This window comes from Sphingomonas sanguinis NBRC 13937 (assembly GCF_001591005.1).
GTDB lineage: Bacteria > Pseudomonadota > Alphaproteobacteria > Sphingomonadales > Sphingomonadaceae > Sphingomonas > Sphingomonas sanguinis.
On record NZ_BCTY01000038.1, the window covers coordinates 1 to 22,369 of the forward strand.

At 66.4% G+C, this 22,369-nt stretch carries 29 protein-coding genes; 16 read left to right on the forward strand and 13 right to left on the reverse strand.

Translation table 11 applies throughout. From position 1 onward, the window contains the following. Positions 1–80: 80 nt before the first annotated feature. Both SSA01S_RS13890 and SSA01S_RS13895 read right to left on the reverse strand, forming a co-directional pair. Positions 81–482 carry a hypothetical protein gene (locus SSA01S_RS13890; protein WP_061780824.1) on the reverse strand — a complete coding sequence of 134 codons (402 nt, stop codon included), beginning with the start codon at positions 480–482 and terminating at the stop codon, positions 81–83. After that, positions 479–910 carry a protein tyrosine phosphatase family protein gene (locus tag SSA01S_RS13895; RefSeq protein WP_061780825.1) on the reverse strand — a complete coding sequence of 144 codons (432 nt, stop codon included), beginning with the start codon at positions 908–910 and terminating at the stop codon, positions 479–481. The genes SSA01S_RS13890 and SSA01S_RS13895 overlap by 4 nt, the downstream gene beginning before the upstream one ends. Before the next feature lie 158 nt (positions 911–1,068). Here SSA01S_RS13895 and SSA01S_RS13900 point away from each other — a divergent pair, with 158 nt between their 5' ends. The 7 genes from SSA01S_RS13900 (at position 1,069) to SSA01S_RS13930 (ending at position 7,854) form a co-directional block, all read left to right on the forward strand. Continuing rightward, positions 1,069–2,088, forward strand: a complete 1,020-nt coding sequence (locus SSA01S_RS13900) for an NHL repeat-containing protein (protein WP_170171272.1) — start codon at positions 1,069–1,071, stop codon at positions 2,086–2,088. 48 nt (positions 2,089–2,136) lie between these two features. Continuing rightward, the gene (crtY, locus tag SSA01S_RS13905; RefSeq protein ID WP_061780826.1) at positions 2,137–3,309 is read left to right on the forward strand and encodes a lycopene beta-cyclase CrtY; all 1,173 of its coding nucleotides are present in this window, start codon (positions 2,137–2,139) and stop codon (positions 3,307–3,309) included. Continuing rightward, positions 3,306–4,781, forward strand: coding sequence for a phytoene desaturase (locus SSA01S_RS13910; protein WP_061780827.1), 1,476 nt, complete (start codon positions 3,306–3,308; stop codon positions 4,779–4,781). Before crtY ends, SSA01S_RS13910 begins: the two co-directional genes overlap by 4 nt. Before the next feature lie 176 nt (positions 4,782–4,957). Next, entirely contained in the window at positions 4,958–5,257 is a 300-nt protein-coding gene (locus SSA01S_RS13915; protein ID WP_058717816.1) for an ArsR/SmtB family transcription factor, read from the forward strand. Then, the gene (locus SSA01S_RS13920) at positions 5,239–5,895 is read left to right on the forward strand and encodes an SdpI family protein (protein ID WP_061780828.1); all 657 of its coding nucleotides are present in this window, start codon (positions 5,239–5,241) and stop codon (positions 5,893–5,895) included. The genes SSA01S_RS13915 and SSA01S_RS13920 overlap by 19 nt, the downstream gene beginning before the upstream one ends. 24 nt (positions 5,896–5,919) lie before the next feature. Continuing rightward, positions 5,920–6,876 carry an alpha/beta hydrolase gene (locus SSA01S_RS13925; protein ID WP_061780829.1) on the forward strand — a complete coding sequence of 319 codons (957 nt, stop codon included), beginning with the start codon at positions 5,920–5,922 and terminating at the stop codon, positions 6,874–6,876. Between the two features lie 72 nt (positions 6,877–6,948). Continuing rightward, positions 6,949–7,854 (forward strand): hypothetical protein, encoded by a 906-nt coding sequence (locus tag SSA01S_RS13930; RefSeq protein WP_061780830.1) that lies wholly within the window; start codon positions 6,949–6,951, stop codon positions 7,852–7,854. Between the two features lie 129 nt (positions 7,855–7,983). Here the strand turns inward: SSA01S_RS13930 and SSA01S_RS13935 are convergent, their stop codons facing one another. Then, on the reverse strand, positions 7,984–9,810 hold the full coding sequence (locus SSA01S_RS13935; RefSeq protein ID WP_061780831.1) for an ABCB family ABC transporter ATP-binding protein/permease: 1,827 nt from the start codon (positions 9,808–9,810) through the stop codon (positions 7,984–7,986). A 142-nt stretch (positions 9,811–9,952) separates the two neighbouring features. Between SSA01S_RS13935 and SSA01S_RS13940 the strand changes: the two genes are divergently transcribed. After that, on the forward strand, positions 9,953–10,183 hold the full coding sequence (locus SSA01S_RS13940) for a hypothetical protein (RefSeq protein WP_061780832.1): 231 nt from the start codon (positions 9,953–9,955) through the stop codon (positions 10,181–10,183). Between the two features lie 12 nt (positions 10,184–10,195). Here the strand turns inward: SSA01S_RS13940 and SSA01S_RS13945 are convergent, their stop codons facing one another. From SSA01S_RS13945 to SSA01S_RS13970, 6 genes are all read right to left on the reverse strand, one after another. Next, positions 10,196–11,146 (reverse strand): phytoene/squalene synthase family protein, encoded by a 951-nt coding sequence (locus tag SSA01S_RS13945; RefSeq protein WP_061780833.1) that lies wholly within the window; start codon positions 11,144–11,146, stop codon positions 10,196–10,198. Continuing rightward, a complete protein-coding gene (locus SSA01S_RS13950; protein WP_061780834.1) occupies positions 11,143–11,724 on the reverse strand; it encodes an LOG family protein in 582 nt (193 codons plus the stop codon). The genes SSA01S_RS13945 and SSA01S_RS13950 overlap by 4 nt, the downstream gene beginning before the upstream one ends. A gap of 78 nt (positions 11,725–11,802) precedes the next feature. Continuing rightward, positions 11,803–12,036 (reverse strand): hypothetical protein, encoded by a 234-nt coding sequence (locus SSA01S_RS13955; RefSeq protein WP_061780835.1) that lies wholly within the window; start codon positions 12,034–12,036, stop codon positions 11,803–11,805. A 23-nt stretch (positions 12,037–12,059) separates the two neighbouring features. Further along, a complete protein-coding gene (locus SSA01S_RS13960) occupies positions 12,060–12,395 on the reverse strand; it encodes a hypothetical protein (protein WP_156477814.1) in 336 nt (111 codons plus the stop codon). Continuing rightward, positions 12,392–13,093 carry a hypothetical protein gene (locus SSA01S_RS13965; RefSeq protein WP_061780837.1) on the reverse strand — a complete coding sequence of 234 codons (702 nt, stop codon included), beginning with the start codon at positions 13,091–13,093 and terminating at the stop codon, positions 12,392–12,394. The genes SSA01S_RS13960 and SSA01S_RS13965 overlap by 4 nt, the downstream gene beginning before the upstream one ends. A 168-nt stretch (positions 13,094–13,261) precedes the next feature. Continuing rightward, complete coding sequence (locus SSA01S_RS13970; RefSeq protein WP_061780838.1) at positions 13,262–13,546, reverse strand: CsbD family protein; 285 nt, start codon at positions 13,544–13,546, stop codon at positions 13,262–13,264. Between the two features lie 178 nt (positions 13,547–13,724). Here SSA01S_RS13970 and recQ point away from each other — a divergent pair, with 178 nt between their 5' ends. From recQ to SSA01S_RS13995, 5 genes are all read left to right on the forward strand, one after another. Continuing rightward, positions 13,725–15,494 carry a DNA helicase RecQ gene (recQ, locus tag SSA01S_RS13975; protein WP_061780839.1) on the forward strand — a complete coding sequence of 590 codons (1,770 nt, stop codon included), beginning with the start codon at positions 13,725–13,727 and terminating at the stop codon, positions 15,492–15,494. Positions 15,495–15,504: 10 nt separating this feature from the next. Continuing rightward, positions 15,505–16,017, forward strand: a complete 513-nt coding sequence (locus SSA01S_RS13980; protein WP_061780840.1) for a GNAT family N-acetyltransferase — start codon at positions 15,505–15,507, stop codon at positions 16,015–16,017. A 414-nt stretch (positions 16,018–16,431) separates the two neighbouring features. Beyond that, a complete protein-coding gene (locus SSA01S_RS13985; RefSeq protein WP_061780841.1) occupies positions 16,432–17,259 on the forward strand; it encodes a sterol desaturase family protein in 828 nt (275 codons plus the stop codon). Continuing rightward, positions 17,189–17,602: a DUF2141 domain-containing protein gene (locus SSA01S_RS13990; RefSeq protein WP_327554274.1), complete on the forward strand. Its 414-nt coding sequence runs from the start codon at positions 17,189–17,191 to the stop codon at positions 17,600–17,602. The genes SSA01S_RS13985 and SSA01S_RS13990 overlap by 71 nt, the downstream gene beginning before the upstream one ends. Positions 17,603–17,673: 71 nt before the next feature. Continuing rightward, positions 17,674–18,558 carry a MipA/OmpV family protein gene (locus SSA01S_RS13995; protein WP_240954652.1) on the forward strand — a complete coding sequence of 295 codons (885 nt, stop codon included), beginning with the start codon at positions 17,674–17,676 and terminating at the stop codon, positions 18,556–18,558. A gap of 245 nt (positions 18,559–18,803) precedes the next feature. On the opposite strand, the gene SSA01S_RS14000 is transcribed toward SSA01S_RS13995, so the two are convergent. Next, a complete protein-coding gene (locus SSA01S_RS14000) occupies positions 18,804–19,319 on the reverse strand; it encodes an Ivy family c-type lysozyme inhibitor (protein ID WP_061780843.1) in 516 nt (171 codons plus the stop codon). A gap of 41 nt (positions 19,320–19,360) precedes the next feature. On the opposite strand from SSA01S_RS14000, the gene SSA01S_RS14005 reads away from it, so the two are divergent. Then, on the forward strand, positions 19,361–19,828 hold the full coding sequence (locus tag SSA01S_RS14005) for a DUF1810 domain-containing protein (RefSeq protein WP_240954653.1): 468 nt from the start codon (positions 19,361–19,363) through the stop codon (positions 19,826–19,828). 21 nt (positions 19,829–19,849) lie between these two features. Here the strand turns inward: SSA01S_RS14005 and SSA01S_RS14010 are convergent, their stop codons facing one another. Beyond that, positions 19,850–20,233, reverse strand: a complete 384-nt coding sequence (locus tag SSA01S_RS14010; RefSeq protein WP_061780845.1) for a hypothetical protein — start codon at positions 20,231–20,233, stop codon at positions 19,850–19,852. A gap of 111 nt (positions 20,234–20,344) precedes the next feature. Here SSA01S_RS14010 and ung point away from each other — a divergent pair, with 111 nt between their 5' ends. Then, entirely contained in the window at positions 20,345–21,040 is a 696-nt protein-coding gene (gene ung / locus SSA01S_RS14015) for a uracil-DNA glycosylase (RefSeq protein ID WP_061780859.1), read from the forward strand. A 78-nt stretch (positions 21,041–21,118) separates the two neighbouring features. Next, on the forward strand, positions 21,119–21,430 hold the full coding sequence (locus SSA01S_RS14020; RefSeq protein ID WP_061780846.1) for an alkylphosphonate utilization protein: 312 nt from the start codon (positions 21,119–21,121) through the stop codon (positions 21,428–21,430). Between the two features lie 30 nt (positions 21,431–21,460). Here the strand turns inward: SSA01S_RS14020 and SSA01S_RS19585 are convergent, their stop codons facing one another. Together SSA01S_RS19585 and SSA01S_RS19200 are read right to left on the reverse strand one after the other, a co-directional pair. Next, positions 21,461–21,829, reverse strand: coding sequence for a hypothetical protein (locus SSA01S_RS19585; protein WP_156477816.1), 369 nt, complete (start codon positions 21,827–21,829; stop codon positions 21,461–21,463). Further along, complete coding sequence (locus SSA01S_RS19200) at positions 21,819–22,325, reverse strand: ImmA/IrrE family metallo-endopeptidase (RefSeq protein ID WP_082795100.1); 507 nt, start codon at positions 22,323–22,325, stop codon at positions 21,819–21,821. Before SSA01S_RS19200 ends, SSA01S_RS19585 begins: the two co-directional genes overlap by 11 nt. Between the last annotated feature and the right edge of the window lie 44 nt (positions 22,326–22,369).

The following is a 22,369-nucleotide window of genomic DNA, read 5'->3' on the forward strand; positions in this document are numbered from 1 at the left end:
GGGGGCTCCCCCACAGGACATCCCTGGCGGCGATCCCCCTCCACCAGCTTCGCTGGTCCCCCTCCCCGTTCCGGGGAGGATCAGGCGCGAAGCCGGCGGATATCCAGCACGTCGACTCCGGCGAGCATCACCGACCCGAACCGGCCATCGACCTCGGCCACGATCCCCTCGGCGGTCGAGCGGACCCGCGCCCAGGGAATTTCGCGCACCGCGATGCGCCGCCCCTGCAACTTGATCGCCGCGACGCGCCCGTCCTGCGCCACGGCCAGCGCGCCCTGCCCATCGGCACCGACCACCGCGCCCGCGACGGCAAAGCCCGCCAGCGCGGCCTCAGCCGCCGCCGCGACCTCTTCGGGCGAGCCGACGCGGCGGTCGCGGCGATGGCGGACCAGCCAGCCGATGCCGACCCCGCCCAGGACCGTTCCGACACCCAGCCCGGCCAGCGCCCAGCCCGCCAGTGCGCCGGTGATGGGCAGGCTCATCCGGCGGCGTCCGCCAATGCGTCCAGCGTCGGGCGCAGACCGGACAGATCATATCCGGCGCTTTCCGCCTGCATGACGATCAGCGTCGGATTGCGCCCGGCCTTCGCCGCCGCCAGCGCCCACAGATTGCAGCTGCGCGTGCCCGACCGGCAATAGGCGAGCACCGGCCCCTTGGCCTCGACCAGCGCCTGGGTCATCTGGTCGACCATCTCGTGGCTGAACCCGCCCGGCGTCACCGGGATGGCGGTATAGGCCAGCCCGTGATCCTCAGCGGCGGCGCGAATCGCATCGCCCTGGGGCTGGCCCGGCTCCTCGTCATCGGGCCGGTTGTTGACGATGGCGGTGTAGCCTGCGGCCTTGATCGCGGCGACATCCTCCGGCCGGATCTGGGGGGCGACGGCGACGCTTTCGTTGAGTGGACGGATCATGCAGCTCACCTATTCAATGGACCGTTTCACCGCAACTGGCGGCACGCCTTCCGCGCCATAAAAGACGCATCAGCCGGGCCTTGGCTCCCGGGCGGCGGAACATCCCCGCCCGCCCCTCGTCTGACCCGATGAGCACAGCGCCATCCAGGAGTCTCCCCATGCCCATGATCGATCGCCGTCAGGGCCTGTGGGGCGTCGCCGCCCTCGGCCTCGCCTCCCTCCTGCCGCTGGCGTGGCGGCGCGCCCAGGCGGCGGTTCCGGAGCGCACGCTCGCGGTCGTGGAAAAGGGTGCGGGGCGAGTCGCCTTCTACAGCCTGCCCGAGGGGCGTCCGCTGGGCCATGTGCCGCTGGGGACCCAACCCCATGAGATGGTTGCCGATCCGGCGGGACGCTTTGCCTATATCGGTGGTTACGGCGTGAAGGGCTGGCAATTCGGCGGCCAGGGCGGGCACCAGCTCTGGGCGATCGATCTGGCCGACCGCAAGCTCGCCCGCACCATCGACCTGGCGCCGCATCGCCGCTGGCACGGGATGCGGATGGATGCGAAGGGCCGCCTCTATGCGCTGTCCGAAAGCGACAGCCTGCTCGCTCGTTTCGACGCTCCCACCACCGCCGACAGCCCCGACCGGATGATCCCGGTCGGCGGCGCGCGCAGTCACTATTTCGTGGTAAAGGCGGATGGCTCGCGCGCTTACATCGCCGACACCATGAGCGGCCTGGTCATCATGGTCGACCCCGACGATGCCAGCTTCGCGCCGGTCAAACAGCATATCGGCACCGCGCCCGAGGGATTGGCGCTGAGCCCTGACGAGCGCACCCTCTATGTCATCGATCGTCCGGCGGGCATCCTCCACGCGCTCGACGCAGGCACGTTGCGGCCCCGCGCCCGCAAGAGCTTGCGCGGCGAGGCGGTGCGGGTCGTGGTGCAAGGCGACGGACGGCTGATCATTGCCAACACCGCCGACAAGAGCCTGACCCGCCACTCGCCCGCGACGCTGGCGGAAGAAGCACGCCTGCCCCTGCCCGCCGCCGCGCCGGGGTTGAACCTGCCCGCCGGGGGTGCGATCCTCTATGCCGCGTTGGAGAATAACCGCATCGCCATCATCGATCTGGCGGCGTGGAAAATCACCGGCGGCTTCGCGACCGGCGAGTCTCCCGACACCGCCGTCCTGCTGTGATGGTCGTGGCCCTTTGCCTTGGCCACGCTTTCCGGTAGCGGTGAGCGGATGGCTGCCAAAATCTCCTGTGATGTCGCGATCATTGGCGCCGGGCTGGCCGGCGGCCTGATCGCGCTGGCCCTGAAGGCCCGCCACCCCTCGCTCGACGTGCGACTGGTCGATGCGGGCGAGACGATCGGCGGCAACCACCTCTGGTCTTTTTTCGGCAGCGACGTCGCCAAGCGTGACCGCTGGATCGTCGAGCGGCTCGTCGCCCATGCCTGGCGCGGCTATGACGTCGCCTTTCCCGCCCATTCCCGCACGCTGAACCAGACCTATTACTCGATCGAGAGTCATCGCCTCGACACCCAGGTCCGCCGCGCCCTTCCCCCGGAAGCGTTGATCCTGGGCCGCAAGGTGTTGGCGGTATCCGCCACTGCCGCCGTCTTCGCCGATGGCGACCGGGTGGAGGCGACGGGCGTGATCGACGCACGCGGCGCAGGCGACCTGTCCTCGCTGTCCTGCGGCTGGCAGAAATTCGTCGGGCAGGAGTTGAAGCTCACGCGCCCGCACGGGGTCGAGCGACCGGTGGTGATGGACGCCACCGTCAAGCAGTTGGACGGCTATCGCTTCGTCTACACCCTGCCCTTTGCCGAGGACCGGATCTTCGTCGAGGACACCTATTACTCGACCTCGGCCGAGTTGAACCGCCGCGCCATCGTCCAGAGGATCGAGCGCTATGCCGACAGCCGCGACTGGGTGGGGGCCGAGGTGGTGCGCGAGGAGGCGGGCGTGCTCCCGGTCGCGATGGGCGGCGATTTCGACGGTTACTGGCGGAGCGGCGGGGCCAAGACGCCCAAGGCCGGGATGCGCGCCGGACTGTTCCACCCGACCACGGGCTATTCGCTGCCCGATGCGATCCGCATGGCCGCAATGCTGGCCGAGCGGACCGATTTTGCAGGGGCCGATCTGCACGATGCGACCTATCGCATGGCGCGGGCCGCCTGGGACGCGCGCGGCTTTTACCGTATGCTCGACACGATGTTGTTCAAGGCCGCGGAGCCGGATGAGCGATACCGCGTTCTGGAGCGTTTCTATCGACTTCCGCCCGACCTGATCGGGCGATTTTATGCGGGGCAATCGACCATGGCCGACAAGGCACGAGTTCTGACCGGACGGCCGCCGGTGCCGATCCTGCGCGCCATCGCCGCGCTGCGAAGCCAGTCGGGGAGCCGGGCATGAAGAGCGCGGTCGTCATCGGATCGGGTTTCGGCGGGCTGGCGCTGGCCATCCGCCTGCAATCGGCGGGCGTGCAGACGACCATCGTCGAGGCCCGCGACAAGCCGGGCGGGCGCGCCTATTATTGGGAGCGCGACGGCTTCACCTTCGACGCCGGTCCCACCGTCATCACCGATCCGGCGTGCCTGGAGGAACTCTGGGCGCTGACCGGCCGCTCGATGTCCGAGGATGTGACGCTCGATCCCGTCAGCCCCTTCTACCGGCTCAACTGGGTCGACGGCACCAATTTCGATTACAGCAACGACGACACCCAGCTGCGCTCGGAAATCGCCAAGCTGAACCCCGACGATATCGCGGGCTATGGCAAGTTCCTGGACTATGCGGCGGGCGTCTATCACGAAGGCTATGAGAAGCTCGGCCATGTCGCGTTTCTCGACTTCGCCTCGATGATCAAGGCCGCGCCCGCGCTGGCGAAGTACCAGGCGTGGAATTCGGTCTATGCCATGGTGTCGAAGTTCGTGAAGTCGGAGAAGCTGCGCGAGGCGCTATCCTTCCACACCCTCCTCGTCGGCGGCAATCCGATGACGACGAGCGCCATCTATGCGCTGATCCACAAGCTGGAGCGCGACGGCGGCGTCTGGTTCGCGCGCGGCGGCACCAACCGGCTGGTCGCGGGCATGGTCGCGCAGTTCGAGCGGATCGGCGGCGTCATTCGCCTGGGCGATCCGGTAACGCGGATCGAGACGCTGGGCGACCGCGCGACCGGCGTGGTGACCAAGAGCGGCCTGACCATCCCGGCCGATGCGGTCGCTACCAATGCCGATATCATGCACAGCTACCGCGACCTGCTGTCCGACAATCGCTCGGCGCGGCGGACGGTCAACCGGCTGGAGCGCAAGCGCTACTCGCCGTCGCTGTTCGTCGTCCATTTCGGCATCAAGGGCGCGTGGCCGGGTATCCCGCACCACATGATCCTGTTCGGCCCGCGCTATAAGGGGCTGCTGACCGACATCTACGACACCGGCGTGCTGTCGGAGGATTTCTCGCTCTACCTCCACCACCCGACGGTCACCGACCCGAGCCTCGCGCCCGAGGGTCATTCGACCTTCTATGCGCTGGCCCCGGTGCCGCACATGGGCAAGTTCCCGATGAACTGGGACGAGGTCGGGCCGATCCTGGAAAAGCGTATCCTGGACGAGGTCGGCCGCCGCCTGATCCCGGATATCCACGAGCGGATCGTGACCAAGTTCCATTATGCCCCCGCTGATTTCGCGACCGACCTGAACGCGCATATGGGCTCGGCCTTCTCGCTGGAGCCGATCCTGACCCAGAGCGCCTATTTCCGTGTCCACAACCGCGACGATTCGATCCCGAACCTCTATTTCGTCGGCGCGGGCACGCATCCGGGCGCGGGCATTCCGGGCGTGGTCGGCAGCGCCAAGGCGACCGCCGCGCTGATGCTGGAGCGGCAGTAACTCTATCCTCCCCGGCACGGGGAGGGGGACCATGCGAAGCATGGTGGAGGGGGGACGGCCGAATGGGTTGTCCCTCGGAGAAGCCCCCTCCGTCAGCGCTTCGCGCTGCCACCTCCCGTGCCGGGGAGGATTTATTTAGCCTTTCCTCTAATTAGCGCTCATGCTAAACACCGGTCATGGACCCGGTGTTCGAGGCTCTTGCCCATCCCACCCGCCGCCGCATCCTGGAGATGCTGCGGGGCGGCGGCCTGTCGGCGGGCGTCATAGCCGACGCATTCGACGTGTCGCGCCCCACCATGTCCGCGCATTTCGCCAAGCTGAAGGCCGCGGGGCTGATCCAGGCCGAGCAGCAGGGCACGACCATCACCTACACGCTCAACCTGTCGGTGCTCGAACAGGTGGTCATGGGCTTCATGACCCGGCTGGGCGTCGGCGAGGACAATCAGGAGGATTCGGCATGTCGTTCCGCCCGTTGATCGTCGCATCCGCCGTGGTGGCGGGCGGCATGGCGCTGGTCTCCGCCGTGGCGCTGTCGCGACTGCCACCGGGCACGATGCTGCCGACCCACTGGAACGCCGCCGGACAGGCGGACCGCCTCGCCGAGGCGGGTTATGCGCTGTTCCTGCCGGTCGTCCTGACCATCGGCGTCTCGGCGATCATGGCGGCCCTGCCCCGGATCGAGCCGCTGCAACGGAATCTGGAGGGCAGCGCCGCGCTGCTCCGTACCGTCTGGGCCGGATGTCTGGCGCTGTTCGTCGCGGTGGAGGCGATGGTCGCCGGCCCGGCCCTTGGCTGGACGCCGCCGGACAGCCTGATGCTGGTCGGTTTGGGGCTGTTCCTGATCGCGATCGGCAACACGCTCCCCAAGTCGCGGCCGGGCTTCTTCGTCGGCATCCGCACGCCTTGGGCGATCATGGACACCGACAACTGGATCGCGACCCATCGGTTCGGCGGCTGGCTGTTCGCGGGCACGGGACTGGCGATCGTGATCGTCGCGCTGCTGCCGATCGACGCCGAGGATCGCGCCGGGATCGTCACGACCGCGCTTCTATCCGCCGCGCTGACGCCGGTCCTGTTCTCCTATTTCCGCTGGCGGGTGACGCGCCCGCGCTGATGTCCGGTCCTGAGGGGGATTTCCATGTCGTTCACCGCATTCTTCGCCACCCTGCTTGCCGCCGCCACACCGATGGCCGACCGCGACATTTCCGCCCCCGGACCGCAGGGGGCGCTGAAAGGCAGTTGGGCAGGCCCCGAAGGCGCCAAGGTGCCGGTGGTCCTGATGATACCCGGATCGGGCCCGACCGACCGCGACGGCAACAGTCCGAGGGGCCTCAAGGCCGCCTCGCTGCGCCTGCTGGCCGAAGGGCTGGCGGACAAGGGCATCGCCAGCGTGCGCATCGACAAGCGCGGCATGTTCGCCAGCGCCGGAGCGGTCCCCGACGCCAACCAGGTGACGCTCGACGATTATGCCGCCGACACCCGCGCCTGGATCACCGCGATCCGCAGCCGGACCGGCGCGCCCTGCGTCTGGGTGCTGGGGCATAGCGAGGGCGGCGTGGTCGCGTTGACTGCCGCCGCCGCGCAGGCAGAGGGGCTGTGCGGCGTCATCGCCGTCTCCACGCCGGGCCGTCCACTGGGCGCGGTGATGAAGGCGCAGTTCCACGCCAACCCCGCCAATGCGTCGATCCTGGCCGATGTCGACCGCGCCATCGACGCGCTGGAGGCAGGCCGCACCATCCCCGCCGCGACGCTGGCCCCGCCCTTGACGATGATCTTTCCCGATGCGGTCCAGCCCTTCCTGATCAACGCCTTCGCCAAGGACCCCGCCAAGCTCGCGGCGGCGACAGCCAAACCGCTGCTGATCGTGCAGGGCGAAGCCGACCTGCAGGTCACGGTCGAGGATGCGCAAAAGCTGAAGGCAGGACAGCCCAAGGCGACGCTGGTCCTGCTGCCCGGCGTCAATCACGTCCTGAAAACGGTGGAGGGTGACAGCCGCGGCGCGAACATCGCAACCTATGCCGATCCCAATCTGCCCATCGCGCCCGGCGTGGTGACGGCAGTGGCCGATTTCATCACCCGCCATCCGGCGCGATAAAAGCCCGGATCGGCCACGAATCGGACATGATTGGTGGGGATTGTCCCCCGGTCGTCACGACACCGGGAGATCATGATGCGCCGTGCTTTCGCCTGCCTCTTGCTGGCCGCCCTGACGGCCGCCACGCCGCCGCCGTCCGAGCGGGTGATCGCCCCTGATGGCAAGGCGACGCTGTCGGTCAACGGCATCGCACGAACCGTGCTGATCGACCCCGCCGCGCTGGGGATTCCGATCATCACCAAGGACTATGCTCAGGCGGCGGGCATGAAACCCGGCATGATCGAGGTGAGCTTCACCGTCGGCCCGGTGAAACTGGAGGGGAAGACCGCCGTCGCCGAGATCCAGGCGGGCACGGGCGCGGCCTATAAGCGGCGGATCGCCTTTGCCGAGCGCCCCTTTGCGAACGGCTTCGACGGCGTGTTCGGTCCGGCCAGCCTGCCCGATCCGGTCGTCCGCTTTCGCCTGCGCGATCCGCAAGCAGGGGAGCGGGTGACCAGCCTGCCGATGGCCGGCGGCGGCGGCATGTTCGGCGACTGGGGCTCGCGCTATGTCGTGATCCCGATCGAAGGGGAGCCGATGCGGGTCATCTTCAACCCGCGCAAGGCCTATAGCAGCACCAATGCGGGCGGCGCGGTGCGGCTGGCGCGCGCCTATCAGGGGCAGCTGACCGGCGCGACGACGCTGGGGGAAGTGGCCTTCGGCGTCGAGCGGCCGCTGCGCACGCTGGCCTTGCAGACGCCGGTCGCGATCGGCCCGTTCGCCATGACGCAGTTGAGCGTGCGGACCGCCGATGCCGGCAGCACCGCGACGATCGCCGATGCCGACGCCCCCGGCGACCCGGACGAGGTCGTGGTGACCGGCAAGGGCAAGCACGACCCGAAAAAGGACTGGTTGTCGATCGGCGCCGACCAGCTTGGCCGTTGTTCCTCTATCGTGTTCGACAAGCCCGCCAAGCAGGTGCGGCTGAGCTGTCTGTAACATCCTCCCCGGCACGGGGAGGTGGCAGCGCGCAAGCGCTGACGAAGGGGGCGTGCCGCAAAGGACGCCCCATGAGGTAATCCCCCTCCACCATCCTTCGGATGGTCCCCCTTCCCTTACCGGGGAGGATCAGGCCAGCACCGCGTCCTCGTCCGCCTCTTCGACCTCGGCGGCCTGGCGCGCCCACATTTCCGCGTACAGCCCGCCCTTCGCCAGCAGCTCGCCATGGGTGCCGCGTTCCGCCACCTGGCCGCCATCGAGCACCACGATCTGGTCGGCATGGACGATCGTCGACAGCCGGTGCGCGATGACCAGCGTGGTGCGCCCGCGCTCGATCGCCTGCAGCGTCGCCAGGATGTCCGCCTCGGTCCGGCTGTCGAGGGCGCTGGTCGCTTCGTCCAGAATCAGGATCGGCGGGTTCTTCAGCAGCGTGCGCGCGATGGCCACCCGCTGCTTCTCGCCACCCGACAGCTTCAGCCCGCGCTCGCCGACGCGGGTCGCATAGCCCTGGGGCTGGCGCTCGATGAAGTCGGCGATCGCCGCCCCCTTGGCCGCGCGCTCGACCTCGGCCTGGTCGGCCCCCTCGCGGCCATAGGCGATGTTGTAGCCGATCGTCTCGTTGAACAGCACCGTGTCCTGCGGCACGATGCCGATCGCCGCGCGTAGAGAGTCCTGCGTCACGGCGTCGATCGCTTGGCCATCGATGGTGATCGCGCCCTCCTTCGCCTCGTAGAAGCGGTAGAGCAGGCGCGCGAGCGTCGACTTGCCCGCCCCCGACGGGCCCACCACCGCGCAGGTCGTGCCCGCCGGAATGTCGAGGCTCAGTCCCTTCAGGATCGTCCGCTCCGGGTCATAGCCGAAGACGACATGGTCGAACCGGACATGCCCGCCCGTCACGCGCAGCGGCGGGGCGCCGGGCGCGTCGACCACCTCGGCGGGGGTGTCGATCAGGTCGAACATCGCCCCCATGTCGATCACCCCCTGACGGATGGTGCGATAGACCATGCCGAGCAAGTCGAGCGGCCGGAACAGCTGCGACAACAGGGTCGACACCAGCACCACGTCACCCGCCGACGCCGCCCCGCGGCTCCATTCGCGCACGACCCAGGCCATGGCGAAACCCAGCATCAGGCTGGTAATCGCCGCCTGCCCGACATTCAGCCACGCCAGCGAGTTTTCCGACTTGGTGGCGGCGCGCGCATAGGCGGCGACGCCATTCTCGTACCGCCGCGCCTCGCGCTCCTCGGCGTTGAAATATTTGACCGTCTCGAAATTCAAGAGCGAGTCGACAGCATGCGCCACCGCGCCGGTGTCGAGATGGTTCATCTGGGTGCGCAGCGCGTTGCGCCAGTCGGTCACCTTGCGGGTAAAGACGATGTACAGGACCACCATCGCCATCGTGGTGACGACCAAGACGGGTCCGAAGCTGCGCCCGAAAATGGCGAGCACCAGCCCCAGCTCCAGCACCGTCGGCGCGATGTTGAAGAGGAGGAAATACAGCATCGTGTCGATGCTCTTGGTCCCCCGCTCGACCACCTTGGTGACCGCGCCGGTCCGCCGCTCCAGATGGAAGCGCAGCGACAGGCGATGAAGATGGCGGAACACATCGGCCGACAGCCGCCGCGTCGCATCCTGCCCGACCATCTCGAACACCGCGTTGCGCAGATTGTCGAACAGCGTCGTCGCGAACCGCGCGCCCGCATAGCCGACGACCAGCAGGATCACGAGCGTCACCGCGCTCCGGTCTCCCCCCGCCATCCGGTCGACAGCATATTTGAACGTATAGGCCGCGCCCAGCACCTGGACGAGCTTGGACAGGATGACCAGCGCCATCGCCCCGACGATCCGTAGGCGGAGCATCGGCTCCCCGGCGGGCCAGAGATAGGGCAGGAAACGCCGGAGCGTCGGCAGCAGCGGCCGGTCGGACGTACCGGCGGTGGGATCGATGGGAGGCATGTCGCCTCCATGTCGGACGATCCGTGCCGGAGTTCAATGGCGGGATCGGCATGAGCCTGTGCGGTTTGTCGTCGCCCTCTTGTCCGACACCGGGAACCACTCACCGCACCTTGGTGTTTTACCAGCAACTGGAGGCGGTTAGATGGAACCGATTTTCTATGTGATGGCGATCCTGGGCTGCGGCGACGGCAGCGTGGATTGCACCGAGGCCCGGATGGTCCCCGCGCGTTACGCCACCATGGCGCAGTGTCGCGCCGACCTGCCCAACCGCATCGCCTCCAACACGGACGTGCCTTATCCGGTCATTGGCGCCGACTGCCGCCGCATGGGCGCGCAGATGGCGAAGGCAGAGCGCAAACCGACGCGCGGATAACGCTCGCTTCGTTCAGCGGGGCCGGGTCCACAGGGCCGGATCGCGCGGCTCGATTTTCATCTTTTCCCGCCGCGCCGCTTGGAGACTGGCGCGCGTCATGAAGCCCAGCTTCTCCAGCTTGCTGGTCCCTACCCGGCTGTCCCAGGCCCGCCGCCCGCGCTGGGCAACCTTGCGCCCGATCGCGCCGTAGATGGCCGCCGCCGACAGCACCGCCCAGGCCGAGCGATAGGACAAGGCTGGCGTCCCCATCCGCGCACTGGCCTCGAACGCCGCCGCCCGGTCGGTCAGCCGCCGCGCCAACGCGCTCAGGCCCGGTCGATGCGACGGTGCCATGATCGCGTCGGGCGCGATGCTCTTATAATCGAGCCATGCTCGGGGCAGGTAATGCCGCCCCGCCTCGGCATCCTCGGCGATGTCGCGGGCGATATTCGCCAGCTGGAACGCCATGCCCAGATCACATGCTCGGTCGAGCGTCGCGTCGTCGTCGGGCGCGACACCCATCGTCACCGCCATCATGCAGCCAACGACACCCGCGACATGATAGCAATAGCGATAGAGATCCTCCTCGGTTTCGGGCCGCCAGTCTTGGGCATCGAGCGCAAAACCCGCGATCAGGTCGCGGGGCCAGCGATGCGGCATCCCCGTCTCCGCCACCACGACCCGCAGCGCGTCGAAGGCCGGGTCGCCGACCACCTGCCCCGCCAGCGCCGCTTCGGTCTTTGCGGTCAGCTCGGCCAGCCGTGCGGGCGCATCAGCCACGCGGGTCATGCCATGGCCATGATCCTGGCCATCGGCGATATCGTCGCAGCGGCGGCACCAGGCATAGAGCAGCCAGGCCCGCTCGCGTGTTTCGGGGTCGAACAGCAGGCTCGCCGCCGCGAAGCTCTTCGAGCCCTTGGCGATCGAAGCCCGTGCCGCCGCGACCAGTGCCTCGCGCTCGGTCGGGGCGGCGGTGTCGCTCACAGATCGCCCGCGTTCATCCGCACGATCGGCTGGGTCGGCACATGCGCCCCCATCCGCGTGAGAAGGCCGTCGAGCGTGGTGTCGACGATCAGCAGGTCGCGGTGCTGCGGCCGCAGGAAGCCGACCTCGCCCATTGTCTCCCAGAAGGCGACGAGATGGTCGTAATAGCCGCCCGTGTTGAGCAACCCGACCGGATCGGCATGATAGCCGAGCTGCGCCCAGCTCAACGCCTCCCACAGCTCGTCCATGGTGCCGGTGCCGCCCGCGATAGTGACGAAGCCGTCCGACAGATCGGTGAACGCCTTTTTGCGCTCATGCATGCCCGGCACGACATGGAGTTCGGTCAGGCCGCGATGCGCGACCTCGGCATCGACCAGCGCCTGCGGGATGATACCGATCACCTCGCCCCCGGCTGCCAGCGCCGCATCCGCCACCGCCCCCATCAGGCCCAGCCGCCCGCCGCCATAGACGACGCCGATGCCCCGCTCCGCCAGCCCGCGCCCGACTTCGCGCGCGGTTTCGATATATTGGGGGTCGGAGGGGGTCGCCGACCCGCAGTAAATGGCCAATCGCTTCATAGGAAAAGCGCTAGGCGATGGGGCCGAATGGGGCAAGCGCGTTGCGATCCGCCCATATTGGCACCGGTTCAACCGAGGTCAAAACAGGGTGAGGACGACACCCCCGACCATCACCGTCCAGACGATCACGAACACGATATTACCCCGGCAGCCCGACGATGACTCAGCCCCTTCGAGAGAGGGGGTGGCATGGGCTCCCTGAAGAAGCCGCACCAGTCGGCGTGCCACCACCACGACGATCCAGTCGAGTGCGCCGATCGGATCGATGTCCAGCATCTGTCGGACCGGCGCACGCTCATACAGGTCGGTCATCCGCCCGATCCACCGCCCTATCGTCATCCTGCCGGTGGGGCTGCGAGACAACGCATTCCAACGACACCCAGACGATCTGCGATTTGCCGCGCTTCGTCGACGAGCGCCGTCTGGGCTTTGCAATTGCCGGAAAAGTCGACGAACATGGTCTTGCCATCCTCCCGCACCAGACCGGAGGTGCGGATGCGATCGCGAGCGGGCGCCCGTGCCGTCAATTCGTCGACCAAGGCCCAGCCTTTCTCCTGCGTCGGCGGGTTGAAAACTAGATAGCCATGTTCGCCACTATCCGGCGCCGGGCTTCGTGCTTCGCCACAGGCGCTGAGGACGGCGAACACCGCTATGATCCAGACCGATTTCACCGGCTTGCACCCCTCACCAGCGCACGCGCGCGTTCCCACATAGTTGGATCGCGGAACGTCACATCGTGACGGTCGAACGGCGCGACGATCTTGCTGGCGTCCTGCGCCAGCACATAGACTCGCAATATTCCGGCATCATTGGTTAGCGGTCTTATCGCCGAGTTGCGGCCTTGCTTCGGATGACCCGAGGCCGCCGCAATCTGGGCGCTGCCCATTGCCGACGCCTGCGCCTTGCCGCCAGCTGTTGGCCCGACGCTACCTCGCATTCCCCGCCCACTTGCCTGGCCGGAATACCATGTTCGACGAAACCATATTCGCCAGGCGACGGTTGCGGTAGTAACCGAGCTGCGAAATATCTGCGGTCGCAACTCGCCGTAGCTCAGCGCAATTCGCTTATCCTGACCCATGGCCGCTATGTTTCCTAGGCTGATCGGCAGACCCATGATGTTGGATTTGACGCGGCTTTCCATGAACTCACGGTCCAGACTGTCACGACGCGCAGCAATGGAGTCGGGCCGTCCGCCGCGTACTGGACGCGAATTGACTTGAAAGTCGAACTCGCTCTTACCGATCCGCATATCGAATTTCTCGACCGCGATGGTGCGCCCTGCCTGAAGGTACAGCGTCTGTCCCTCGTCGACCGTTGCGACAAGGCGATAGGATTCTCTGCCGATCCGGATGACTTTGTCGCTGGCCATCCCCAATCCTCCTTCGGACGTCTCGAAGCTTCATAAACGCCGAGGCATGAAAAGCGCTGCCGGAAAAAGACCCAGGCAGGATGCGGCTTGCCCGCGTACGCGGCATACGCCGAACGAAAAGGGCGGCGCGGACTAAACCGCACCGCCCCTTTGCATGATGAGCCGGACTTACCTGCCGCGCAGCGTGTTCAGCAGCGCGAGGCCCACGACACCGCCTAGGGCCGCCGAGGCGAAGGGGCGATCTTTCACGAACTGGCGCGCTTGGTCGAGCAGCGGGCGGACCGTCTGGTCGACGCTGGTCTTGGCATCGCCGAACGCCTTTTGCGTCTTGCCGCTCAGCTGTTCGCCCTTGCCCTCGGCTTCCATCGACTTGTCGCCCAGCATGGCGCCCATGCCCTGCTTGACCTTGCCGCCGAAGTCGGTGGCCGCACCATTCATCGTGTCGGTGTTCATGGAACATCTCCTCTTTGGCTTTGGGATGATGGAGGGTCAAAACCCCAGGGCGCACGGAAGTTTCCTGGTATCTTTGCACGATCGCGATAAGGAAATCCGGCCTCAGTCCGTGCGACGACGCGCCGGAGGGGGCCCACCACCCTTCCCCCGCCCCCATGGCATCGCTACATGCACGGCGATGGTCGCCGACCCCCTTGCCAAGCTCCACGAAGTTTTCGGGTACAACCAGTTCCGCGGCGTGCAGGAACAGGTGGTCGACCGTGTGCTGAACCGGCAACGCACCCTGGCGGTGATGCCGACGGGTGCAGGCAAGTCGCTCTGCTATCAGTTGCCCGCGGTGATGATGGACGGCTGCTGCGTCGTGGTCAGTCCGCTGATCGCGCTGATGCATGACCAGTTGCGCGCGGCTGAGGCGGTGGGCATCCGCGCCGCCACACTGACCAGCGTCGACCAGAACCGGGCCGAGACGATGGCGCGATTCCGCGACGGCCAGCTCGACCTGCTCTATGTCGCGCCCGAACGCGCCTCGTCGGGACATTTCCGCGAGCTGCTCGGCTCCGCCCCGCTCAGCCTGTTCGCGATCGACGAAGCGCACTGCGTCAGCGAATGGGGCCACGACTTCCGCCCTGACTACCGGCTGCTAGAGCCGCTGATGGACGCCTTTCCGGAGGTGCCCCGGCTCGCGCTGACCGCGACGGCCGACGCGCATACCCGCGCCGACATCGCCAAGCAGCTCGGCATCCCCACCGAGGGGATGATCGTGTCGGGCTTCGACCGGCCCAATATCCGCTATGCGATCAGCCCCAAGGCGAATGTGAACCTGCAGATCGCGCGGGTCGTCGCCGACACGCCCGGCCCCGGCATCGTCTATGCCCAGACCCGCGCCGCGACCGAGAAGCTGGCCGAGGCCCTCGCCCGCACCGGCCGCCCGGTGCGCGCCTATCATGCCGGGCTGGACCCCGCCGTGCGCGCGAAGAACCAGGCCGATTTCGTGGCCTCCGAAGACATGGTGATCTGCGCCACCGTCGCCTTCGGTATGGGAATCGACAAGCCGGACGTCCGCTTCGTCGCCCATGCCGGACTGCCAAAATCGATCGAGGCCTATTATCAGGAAACCGGGCGCGCTGGCCGCGACGGCGATCCCTCGGTCGCGCATCTCTTCTGGGGCGCCGACGACTTCGCCCGCGCACGCCAGCGCATCGCGGAGGTCGAGCCCGAACGCCAGCCGGGCGAACGCGCGCGCCTGTCGGCGCTGGGCGCGCTGGTCGAGACGGGCGGGTGCCGCAGGCGCATCCTGCTGCGCCACTTCGGCGAGGACCTGGTCGAGGACTGCGGTAATTGCGACAATTGCCTCGGGTCGCCTGATGCCGTCGATGCGACGACCGTAGCGCAGAAATTCCTCTCGGCGGTGTTCCGCACCGGCCAGATGTTCGGCGCAGGCTATATCGAGCAGGTGCTGACCGGCCAGTCGAGCGAGCGCAGCCTGATGAACGGGCATGAGGCTTTGTCGGTCTGGAACATTGTCGCAGGGGATGAGGTGGCGCTGCTGAAGCCCGTCCACCGGGCGCTGCTGCTGCGCGATGCGCTGCGCACCAATCACCATGGCGGGCTGGAGTTCGGGCCCGCCGCGCGCGCGCTCATCAAGGGTGAGGCGCGGCTGTCGCTGGTCATGCCGCCCAAGCGCGAGAAGAAGGGCCGCCGCGCCGCGCCCGTCGCCGCCAATCCGGCGGACAATCCCTTGTTCGAGGCGCTGCGCGCCAAGCGCCGCGAGCTGGCGCAGGAGGCGGGGGTGCCGCCTTACGTCATCTTCCACGACTCGGTGCTGCGCGACATGGCGGCGCAGCGGCCGACCAGTCGGGCGGCGCTGTCGTTGCTGTCGGGCATCGGTGCGCGCAAGCTGGACGCCTATGGCGAGGCGTTTCTGGCGGTGATCCGCGAGGCGGACTAAGCTGCGGGCCATGAGCCCCCCGACCCTGACGACTGAGAGGCTGACCTTGCGCGGCCATCATCCCGACGATCTCGACGCACTGGCGGCGATGTGGGCCGATCCCGGCGTCTACGCCATGATCGGCGGCAAGCCCCGCGCCCGTGAAGATGTCTGGATTCGACTGTTGCGGTCAGTCGGATGCTGGACCGTGTTCGGCTATGGTGCCTGGGTGGTGTGCGACCGGGCGACGGGGCAGGTGCTGGGCGATATGGGCCTTCTGGAATCGTGGCGTGCGATCGTGCCGGAACTGACGGTGCCGGAGACGGGATGGACGCTCATCCCAGCAGCGCAGGGCAAGGGCTATGCGGGCGAGGCGATGCGCGCGGTTCTCGGCTGGGCCGATGGACGTGGCCTGACGCGGACCTGCTGCATCATCGATCCGGCCAACACCGCCTCGATCCGGCTGGCGAAAAAACTGGGCTATGGGGCGCCGGTCCAAGGGGTATATCACGACCGGACGATCCAAATTTTCCACCGAGGCTAGACACCCTCAGTTTATTCCTCCCCTGCAAGGGGAGGTGGCAGGGCGAAGCCCTGACGGAGGGGTGTCCCGATCTCGATAGGGCGACACCCCTCCACCAGCTTCGTGTTCGAGCGAGATTGTGCCCCCGGCACAATCTTGGTCTGCCGGGGGCAGACCAAAGCTCGAACACCCCCTCCCCTTGCAGGGGAGGAATAGAAAACCCTCTGCTTCATTCTGCCTATCGGAGGTGGGGGTCGCGGGGGAGGCACGGATGGAAGCCCCCGGCCGAAAGGCCCTCTCTCCTCGACGGTGCGGCATCGGCAGGCGTCAATGAACCCCGAACGCTGACGCCCGCCGGAACCTCTCTGCGCCTCCGCGCCTCCGCGCGAACAAAAGGCCCGAGACCAGACGTTCGCGGTTCAAGCCCCGCCCCCGATGGGGTACAAGGCGCTCGTGACGCTTGCCTTGATCCTGTCCGCCATCGCCATGACGCTGATCGTCGGTGTCCGCTATCTGCTCGCCTCGGGGGCATTCGCGCTGGCGACCAAGGCGCGGCATCCGAACCTCTATGCCGGGCTCGATCCGCAGATTCGGCGCGAAATCTGGTGGAGCCTGGCCTCCGCCGCCATTTATGGCGTGCCGGCGGGGATCGTCGCCTGGGGCTGGCAGAATCGCGGCTGGACGCGGATCTATGCCGATATCCATAGCTATCCGCTCTGGTACTGGCCGGTCTCGGTGCTGCTCTATCTGATCGCGCACGACACCTGGTTCTATTGGACACATCGCTGGATGCACCGTCCGGCGGTGTTCAAGGCCGCCCATGCCGTCCATCATGCCAGCCGCCCGCCGACTGCCTGGGCCGCCATGGCGTTCCACCCGATCGAGGCGGTGACCGGCGCTGTGGTAATTCCGCTACTTGTCTTCCTGATTCCGATCCATATCGGCGCGCTCGGCTTGGTCCTGACGATCATGACCGTTATGGGCGTCACCAACCATATGGGCTGGGAAATCTTTCCCCGTTTCATGTGGCGGGGGCACCTGGGGGGGTGGCTCATCACGGCCAGTCATCACCAACGGCATCATGAGCAATATGGGTGCAACTATGGACTCTATTTCCGTTTCTGGGATCGCCTCTGCGGCACCGACCGCGGCCTCGGCGACTTCGACCGGGCCCATGCGCAGGCCGCGCGCCGTGCTTCTGCTGCTGGCCGCCCTGCCGCTGATCAGCGCCGCGCCGGTCAGCCGTCTGGACATCGGGATTGACCAGCTGCGGTCGACCAAGGGACTGATCCGCCTCTGCCTGACCTCCGACCCGGACAATTTTCCCGCCTGTGTCGACGACGCCCGCGCGCTGACCCGTTCGGTCCCCGCCGGACAGCGCGGCATCCATCTCGACGGGCTGCCGCGCGGCAATTACGCCGCCGCCGTCATCCATGACGAGAACAGCAACGCCAAGCTCGATACGCTGGCAGGCATCCCGCGCGAGGGTTTCGGCTTTTCGCGCAATCCGGCAATCCACTTCGGCCCGCCGCGTTTCGCCGCCGCGCGTTTCACGCTCGATTCTGTTGCCGAAACACAACAGATCAAGATGCGGTACATCTTCTGACACAATTCGCCGGAGCGAAATCGTTACAGTCGCGTTGCATTTCGGATAACCGATTCAGGGAGTTTTCCGTCTTGCGCCCATTTTCGCGCGTTTCCGCCCCGCTGATTGCCATGGGCGCGCTGTCCCTGTCCGTCCCTGCCTTTGCGCAGGACAGCACGGCCGCCAGCAACCCCGCCGCCGCCGAAATGGCCGGGCAGCTGGGCAAGAACACGATCACCGTCGGGCTGGGTGCGGCCTATCTGCCGGATTATGAGGGGTCGAAGGACTATTCCTTCTCCCCCGCGCCCGCCGCGCTCGCCTATATCGACGGGCATACCATCACCTATATCGGCAACCGCATCTCGGTCGATCTGATCGGCGACAAGGCCAATCGCGACTGGGATATCCAGGCGGGACCGATCGGCGTGGTCAACCTTGACCGCACGACCACCTCGGGCATCGACAACAAGCAGGTCGCCGCGCTGGGCAAGATCGGCGCAGCGGTCGAGCTGGGTGGTTATGTCGGGATCGGCAAGATCGGCGTGGTCACCAGCCCCTATGACCGGCTGTCCGTCTCGGTCAGCTATCGCCATGACGTGACCGGCGTACATGACAGCGGCATCTGGCAGCCATCGGTCAACTATTTCACCCCGCTGTCGACCAAGGCGGCGGTCGGCCTGTTCGCCACCGCCGAGCGCGCCGGGCGCGGCTATGCCCGCCGCTACTTCTCGATCACGCCGGACCAGAGCGCGGCGAGCGGCCTGCCCGTCTATAACGCCCGCGCGGGGTGGAAGGACTGGTCGGTCGGCGGTCTGGCCACCTATTCGATCACCGGCAACCTGCTGAAGGGATGGAAGGTCGTCGGCGGCCTGACCTATGGCCGGATGGTCAATGATTTCGGCGACAGCCCGATCGTGTCGCAGGTCGGTTCGCGCAGCCAGTGGCTCAGCGCGCTGGGACTGGCGTACACCTTCTGAGGATAAGCTGGGGAGGATTTTCCAGAGGCGTGTCTGGCGGCGATCCTCCCTTCAAATGACCGCCTGCATAGGGGTCAGCCGCCGCCCCTTCCTCTCCCCTCCCGCAAGCGGGAGGGGTCGGGGGAGGGCAAGGCGTCTCACAGAGACCATCGCCTGAGGCCTACCCTCCCCCATCCCCTCCCGCCTGCGGGAGGGGCGTGCTTGGTTGCGAGCCGCTGGCGCCTGCTCGCCATGCGCGGGGAGGATCACCCCTCTTGCGGACATTCCCCCGGCTGGGTCACCGGCGCGCCGCCCATATACCATTGGCTGCGGTCGCCCATCGTCTCGCGGTCGTGATAGCAGACCCGCGCCTTGGCCGATTTCAGGTCATATTCGACCGTCCAGTTATTGTCCGCACAGTCATGCGGGGTGCAGCCATGTGCGGCCAGGCCGTTTTCGCCCCGGCGGAAGATCGGCACCGTCACCGCGCCGCGCGACATGACGCGCTGGACCAGCTTCTGATCCCCCACCGCGTCGTGCAGCGCGCTGGCCACCTCGGTCCGGTCGAAAAAGGTCACGCCATCGACCGCATCGCTCGGATAATGGCCGATATAGGCGGTCAGCGGATTGACCTGCGCCACACCAGGCACCGGCGTCGGCTTGGCCGTGCCGGGCGGGGTGAAGTTGCCGGGCGCGACATCCGAGTCGGTATCCCCGTCCTTGCCGCCGCACGCCGCCAGCGCGAGGAAGGCCAAGGGGGCAAGGAAGGCGAAACGGCGCATGTCTCTCTCCTGAGGAATCTCTTCTGGTACGGAACGCATCGATGTCATGGCCGGTTGCCCGCGACATGACGCATCCCCCCGCCCATGATGCCGCGCTCAACCGCTTTGTCGAGGCGCAAAGCCACAGCCATGCCGCCGCGATCGGCGAACTGCGGCGGGGGCGGAAGGAAAGCCATTGGATGTGGTTCGTCTTTCCGCAGATCGCCGGGCTGGGCCGCAGCCCGACCGCGCAGTTCTACGCGATCCGGGATGCCGGGGAAGCGCGGGCCTATCTCGCCCATCCGCTGCTCGGCCCCCGGCTGCACGAGGCGGTGGCCGCCGCCATCGCCGCGCCGGGATCGGTCGAGGCGATATTCGGCGCGGTGGATGCGATGAAGCTGCGCTCCTCGCTCACCCTGTTCGCCGCCGTCGCCGACGACCCGACGCCGTTCCGCGCCGGGCTCGACCGCTTCTTTGGCGGACAGGAGGACGAGGCGACGCTCGACCGTCTGGTGCGACAGCGCCCATGACGGTCGAGTGCGCAAACCCGCTTACTTCTTGATCGTGATCGGGCCCGGACCGGTGACGCTGGCCGACTGATCGGCGGTCAGCACGATGCTCCACTGGGTCGTGTCGTCGCACACGGCGTTCCAGGTCGGGTTGCCGTTGGTCGGGGCGGCTTCCTGCATCGCGGTGATCGACTGGCAGCTCGCGCCGGACGGGCCCGCATCGCGGATCGCCCGGAACAACACGCCACGCCGCTGGCCCTCGGGCAGCGCGCGCACCTTGGCACCCAGCGCATCCGCGCTCATCTCGGTGCCGTTGGTGGTTGCGGCGGCGGCCGTATTGTTGGCGGCGGGTTCGCTCGAGGAGCCGCACGCCGCCAGCGGCAAGGCGGCGGCGATGAGAGCCAGGGCGATCGTGGAACGCTGCATGGAACCAGTTCCTCCAAGGGACGGTCGCCGACATGGCAACCGTATCGGCTGCATAACGAATATCGTCGCCGCCGGTTGCGCGCCATCCCGACCATCGGCAAGACAATCGGCATGACGGATATCCGCTTGCACCAAAGCTGGCTCGGACCCCTGCGATCCGAGTTCGACGAGCCCTATATGCAGGCGCTCAAGACCTTCCTGGCCGAGGAGCGCCAGAGCGGCCAGCGTGTCTTTCCGCGCCCGTCCGAATGGTTTCGCGCGCTCAACCTAACGCCGCTCGATCAGGTGCGGGTCGTGATCCTGGGGCAGGACCCCTATCATGGCGAGGGGCAGGCACATGGCCTGGCTTTCTCGGTCCAGCCCGGCGTCCGCCCGCCGCCCAGCCTGGTCAATATCTATAAGGAGATGGCGACCGATCTGGGCATCGCGCCGCCCGGGCACGGCCTGCTCGACCATTGGGCGCGGCAGGGGGTGCTCTTGCTCAACTCGGTGCTGACCGTGCGCATGGGCCAGGCCGCCTCGCACCAGGGGCGCGGGTGGGAGCGGTTCACCGACGCCGTGATCCGCGCCGTCGCCGCCAAGCCCGAGCCGGTCGTCTTCATCCTGTGGGGCGCCTATGCCCAGAAAAAGGCAGGCTTCGTCCGCGAGATGGGCGCAGGGCGGCACTGCGTCCTGACCTCCGTCCATCCCTCACCTTTGTCGGCCCGGGGCGGTTTCTTCGGGTCGAAGCCCTTTTCCAAGGCCAACGCCTTTCTGGTCGAGCATGGCCGCGAGCCCATCGACTGGACCCTGCCGCCGCTTTCCTGATCTGTAATCGCACTGGCATCATTTATCGCGAGCGCGCATAGCGCCCGCCATCCCACCGATAGAATAAGGACACCGGCGATGGCTGACGACGACTATGTCTATGACGAAGCAACCGGCGAATGGATCAGCGCCGCCGACGCCGCCGCCAAGGGCGGTACGTCGCAGGACGATGACGCGGTCGTGGTGCGCGACTCGGTCGGCAACGTCCTGAGCGACGGGGACCAGGTGACGCTCATCAAGGACCTGACCGTCAAGGGCGCAGGCCAGACGCTGAAGCGCGGCACCCTCATCAAGTCGATCCGCCTGACCGGCGACGCGCAGGAGATCGACTGCAAGTTCGACGGGATCAAGGGGTTGGTGCTGAGGGCGGAGTTCGTGCGGAAGCGGTGATTTTACACACACATCAACAGCACATAACCTTTAGTTTGAACCTTTACCAAAAATATATGCCAGAGCAGCCGAGCCTACCCCAAATCCCCGCTCAGCTTGCTTTGACCAAAATTCTGCGTTCTCGGGTTGGCAAATGGCAACGATCAACGATCCAATCGCCACAAAAAACCCGATTAATACGACTATCATTGCAACTACAACGGGAGCAGTTTTCTCTCCACCTAGCAGCTTACCAAAGACGCCAAGCTCTTTGTCGCGCTTGGCTTCTTCATGACGATTTTGCTCACGAGTAATTTCTAATTGGTACTGATTCGCTGCGCCAAGAGTCGTATCTAATTCGGCATCTCTTGCATCACGCCGAATGATATGACTCTTGGCTTCGTCGCGATCAGATGCCATACAGGAAAGAAATCCTGTTTTTCATTGCAGGAACCGAAACCGCGAAAAGTCGAGAAAGTTGAGCCAAGCTCAACCTGTCCCAGTATTGATCCATAAGTGCCCGCGGCATTAAGAGGCTAGCAGCAAATGCATTAGCCTCCTTTTCTCGAAAATCTTGATCCTGCTTTGTTGGATCCCTCCAAAGCACCTTATAGTCAGAAGATCTCGCCCATTCACCGTGAAGCACGCTATGACCGAGTTCATGCGCCACCGTAAAAGTTTGCCTTAGGGGAAACTCTTCTTCATTTACAAAAATAGCGTTTTCTTCGCAATCGAAGAAGCCCGATATTCCTCGGCTTTTCCCGGAAAATGTCGCAAATACGACATCAACACCAAGACGCTCCGCTACTTGTATAGGATTTATTGGCGGGGCGGAAACCGCCATATCGTCCAAAATACGCTGCGCTTCTTGCTCAGCTCTGCGATAATTTGGACGGTTTTGCATTAAGGCCGGCATGGCTTAACACCCTCCATCCCACGAGTCACAGCGGGAGCGCATCG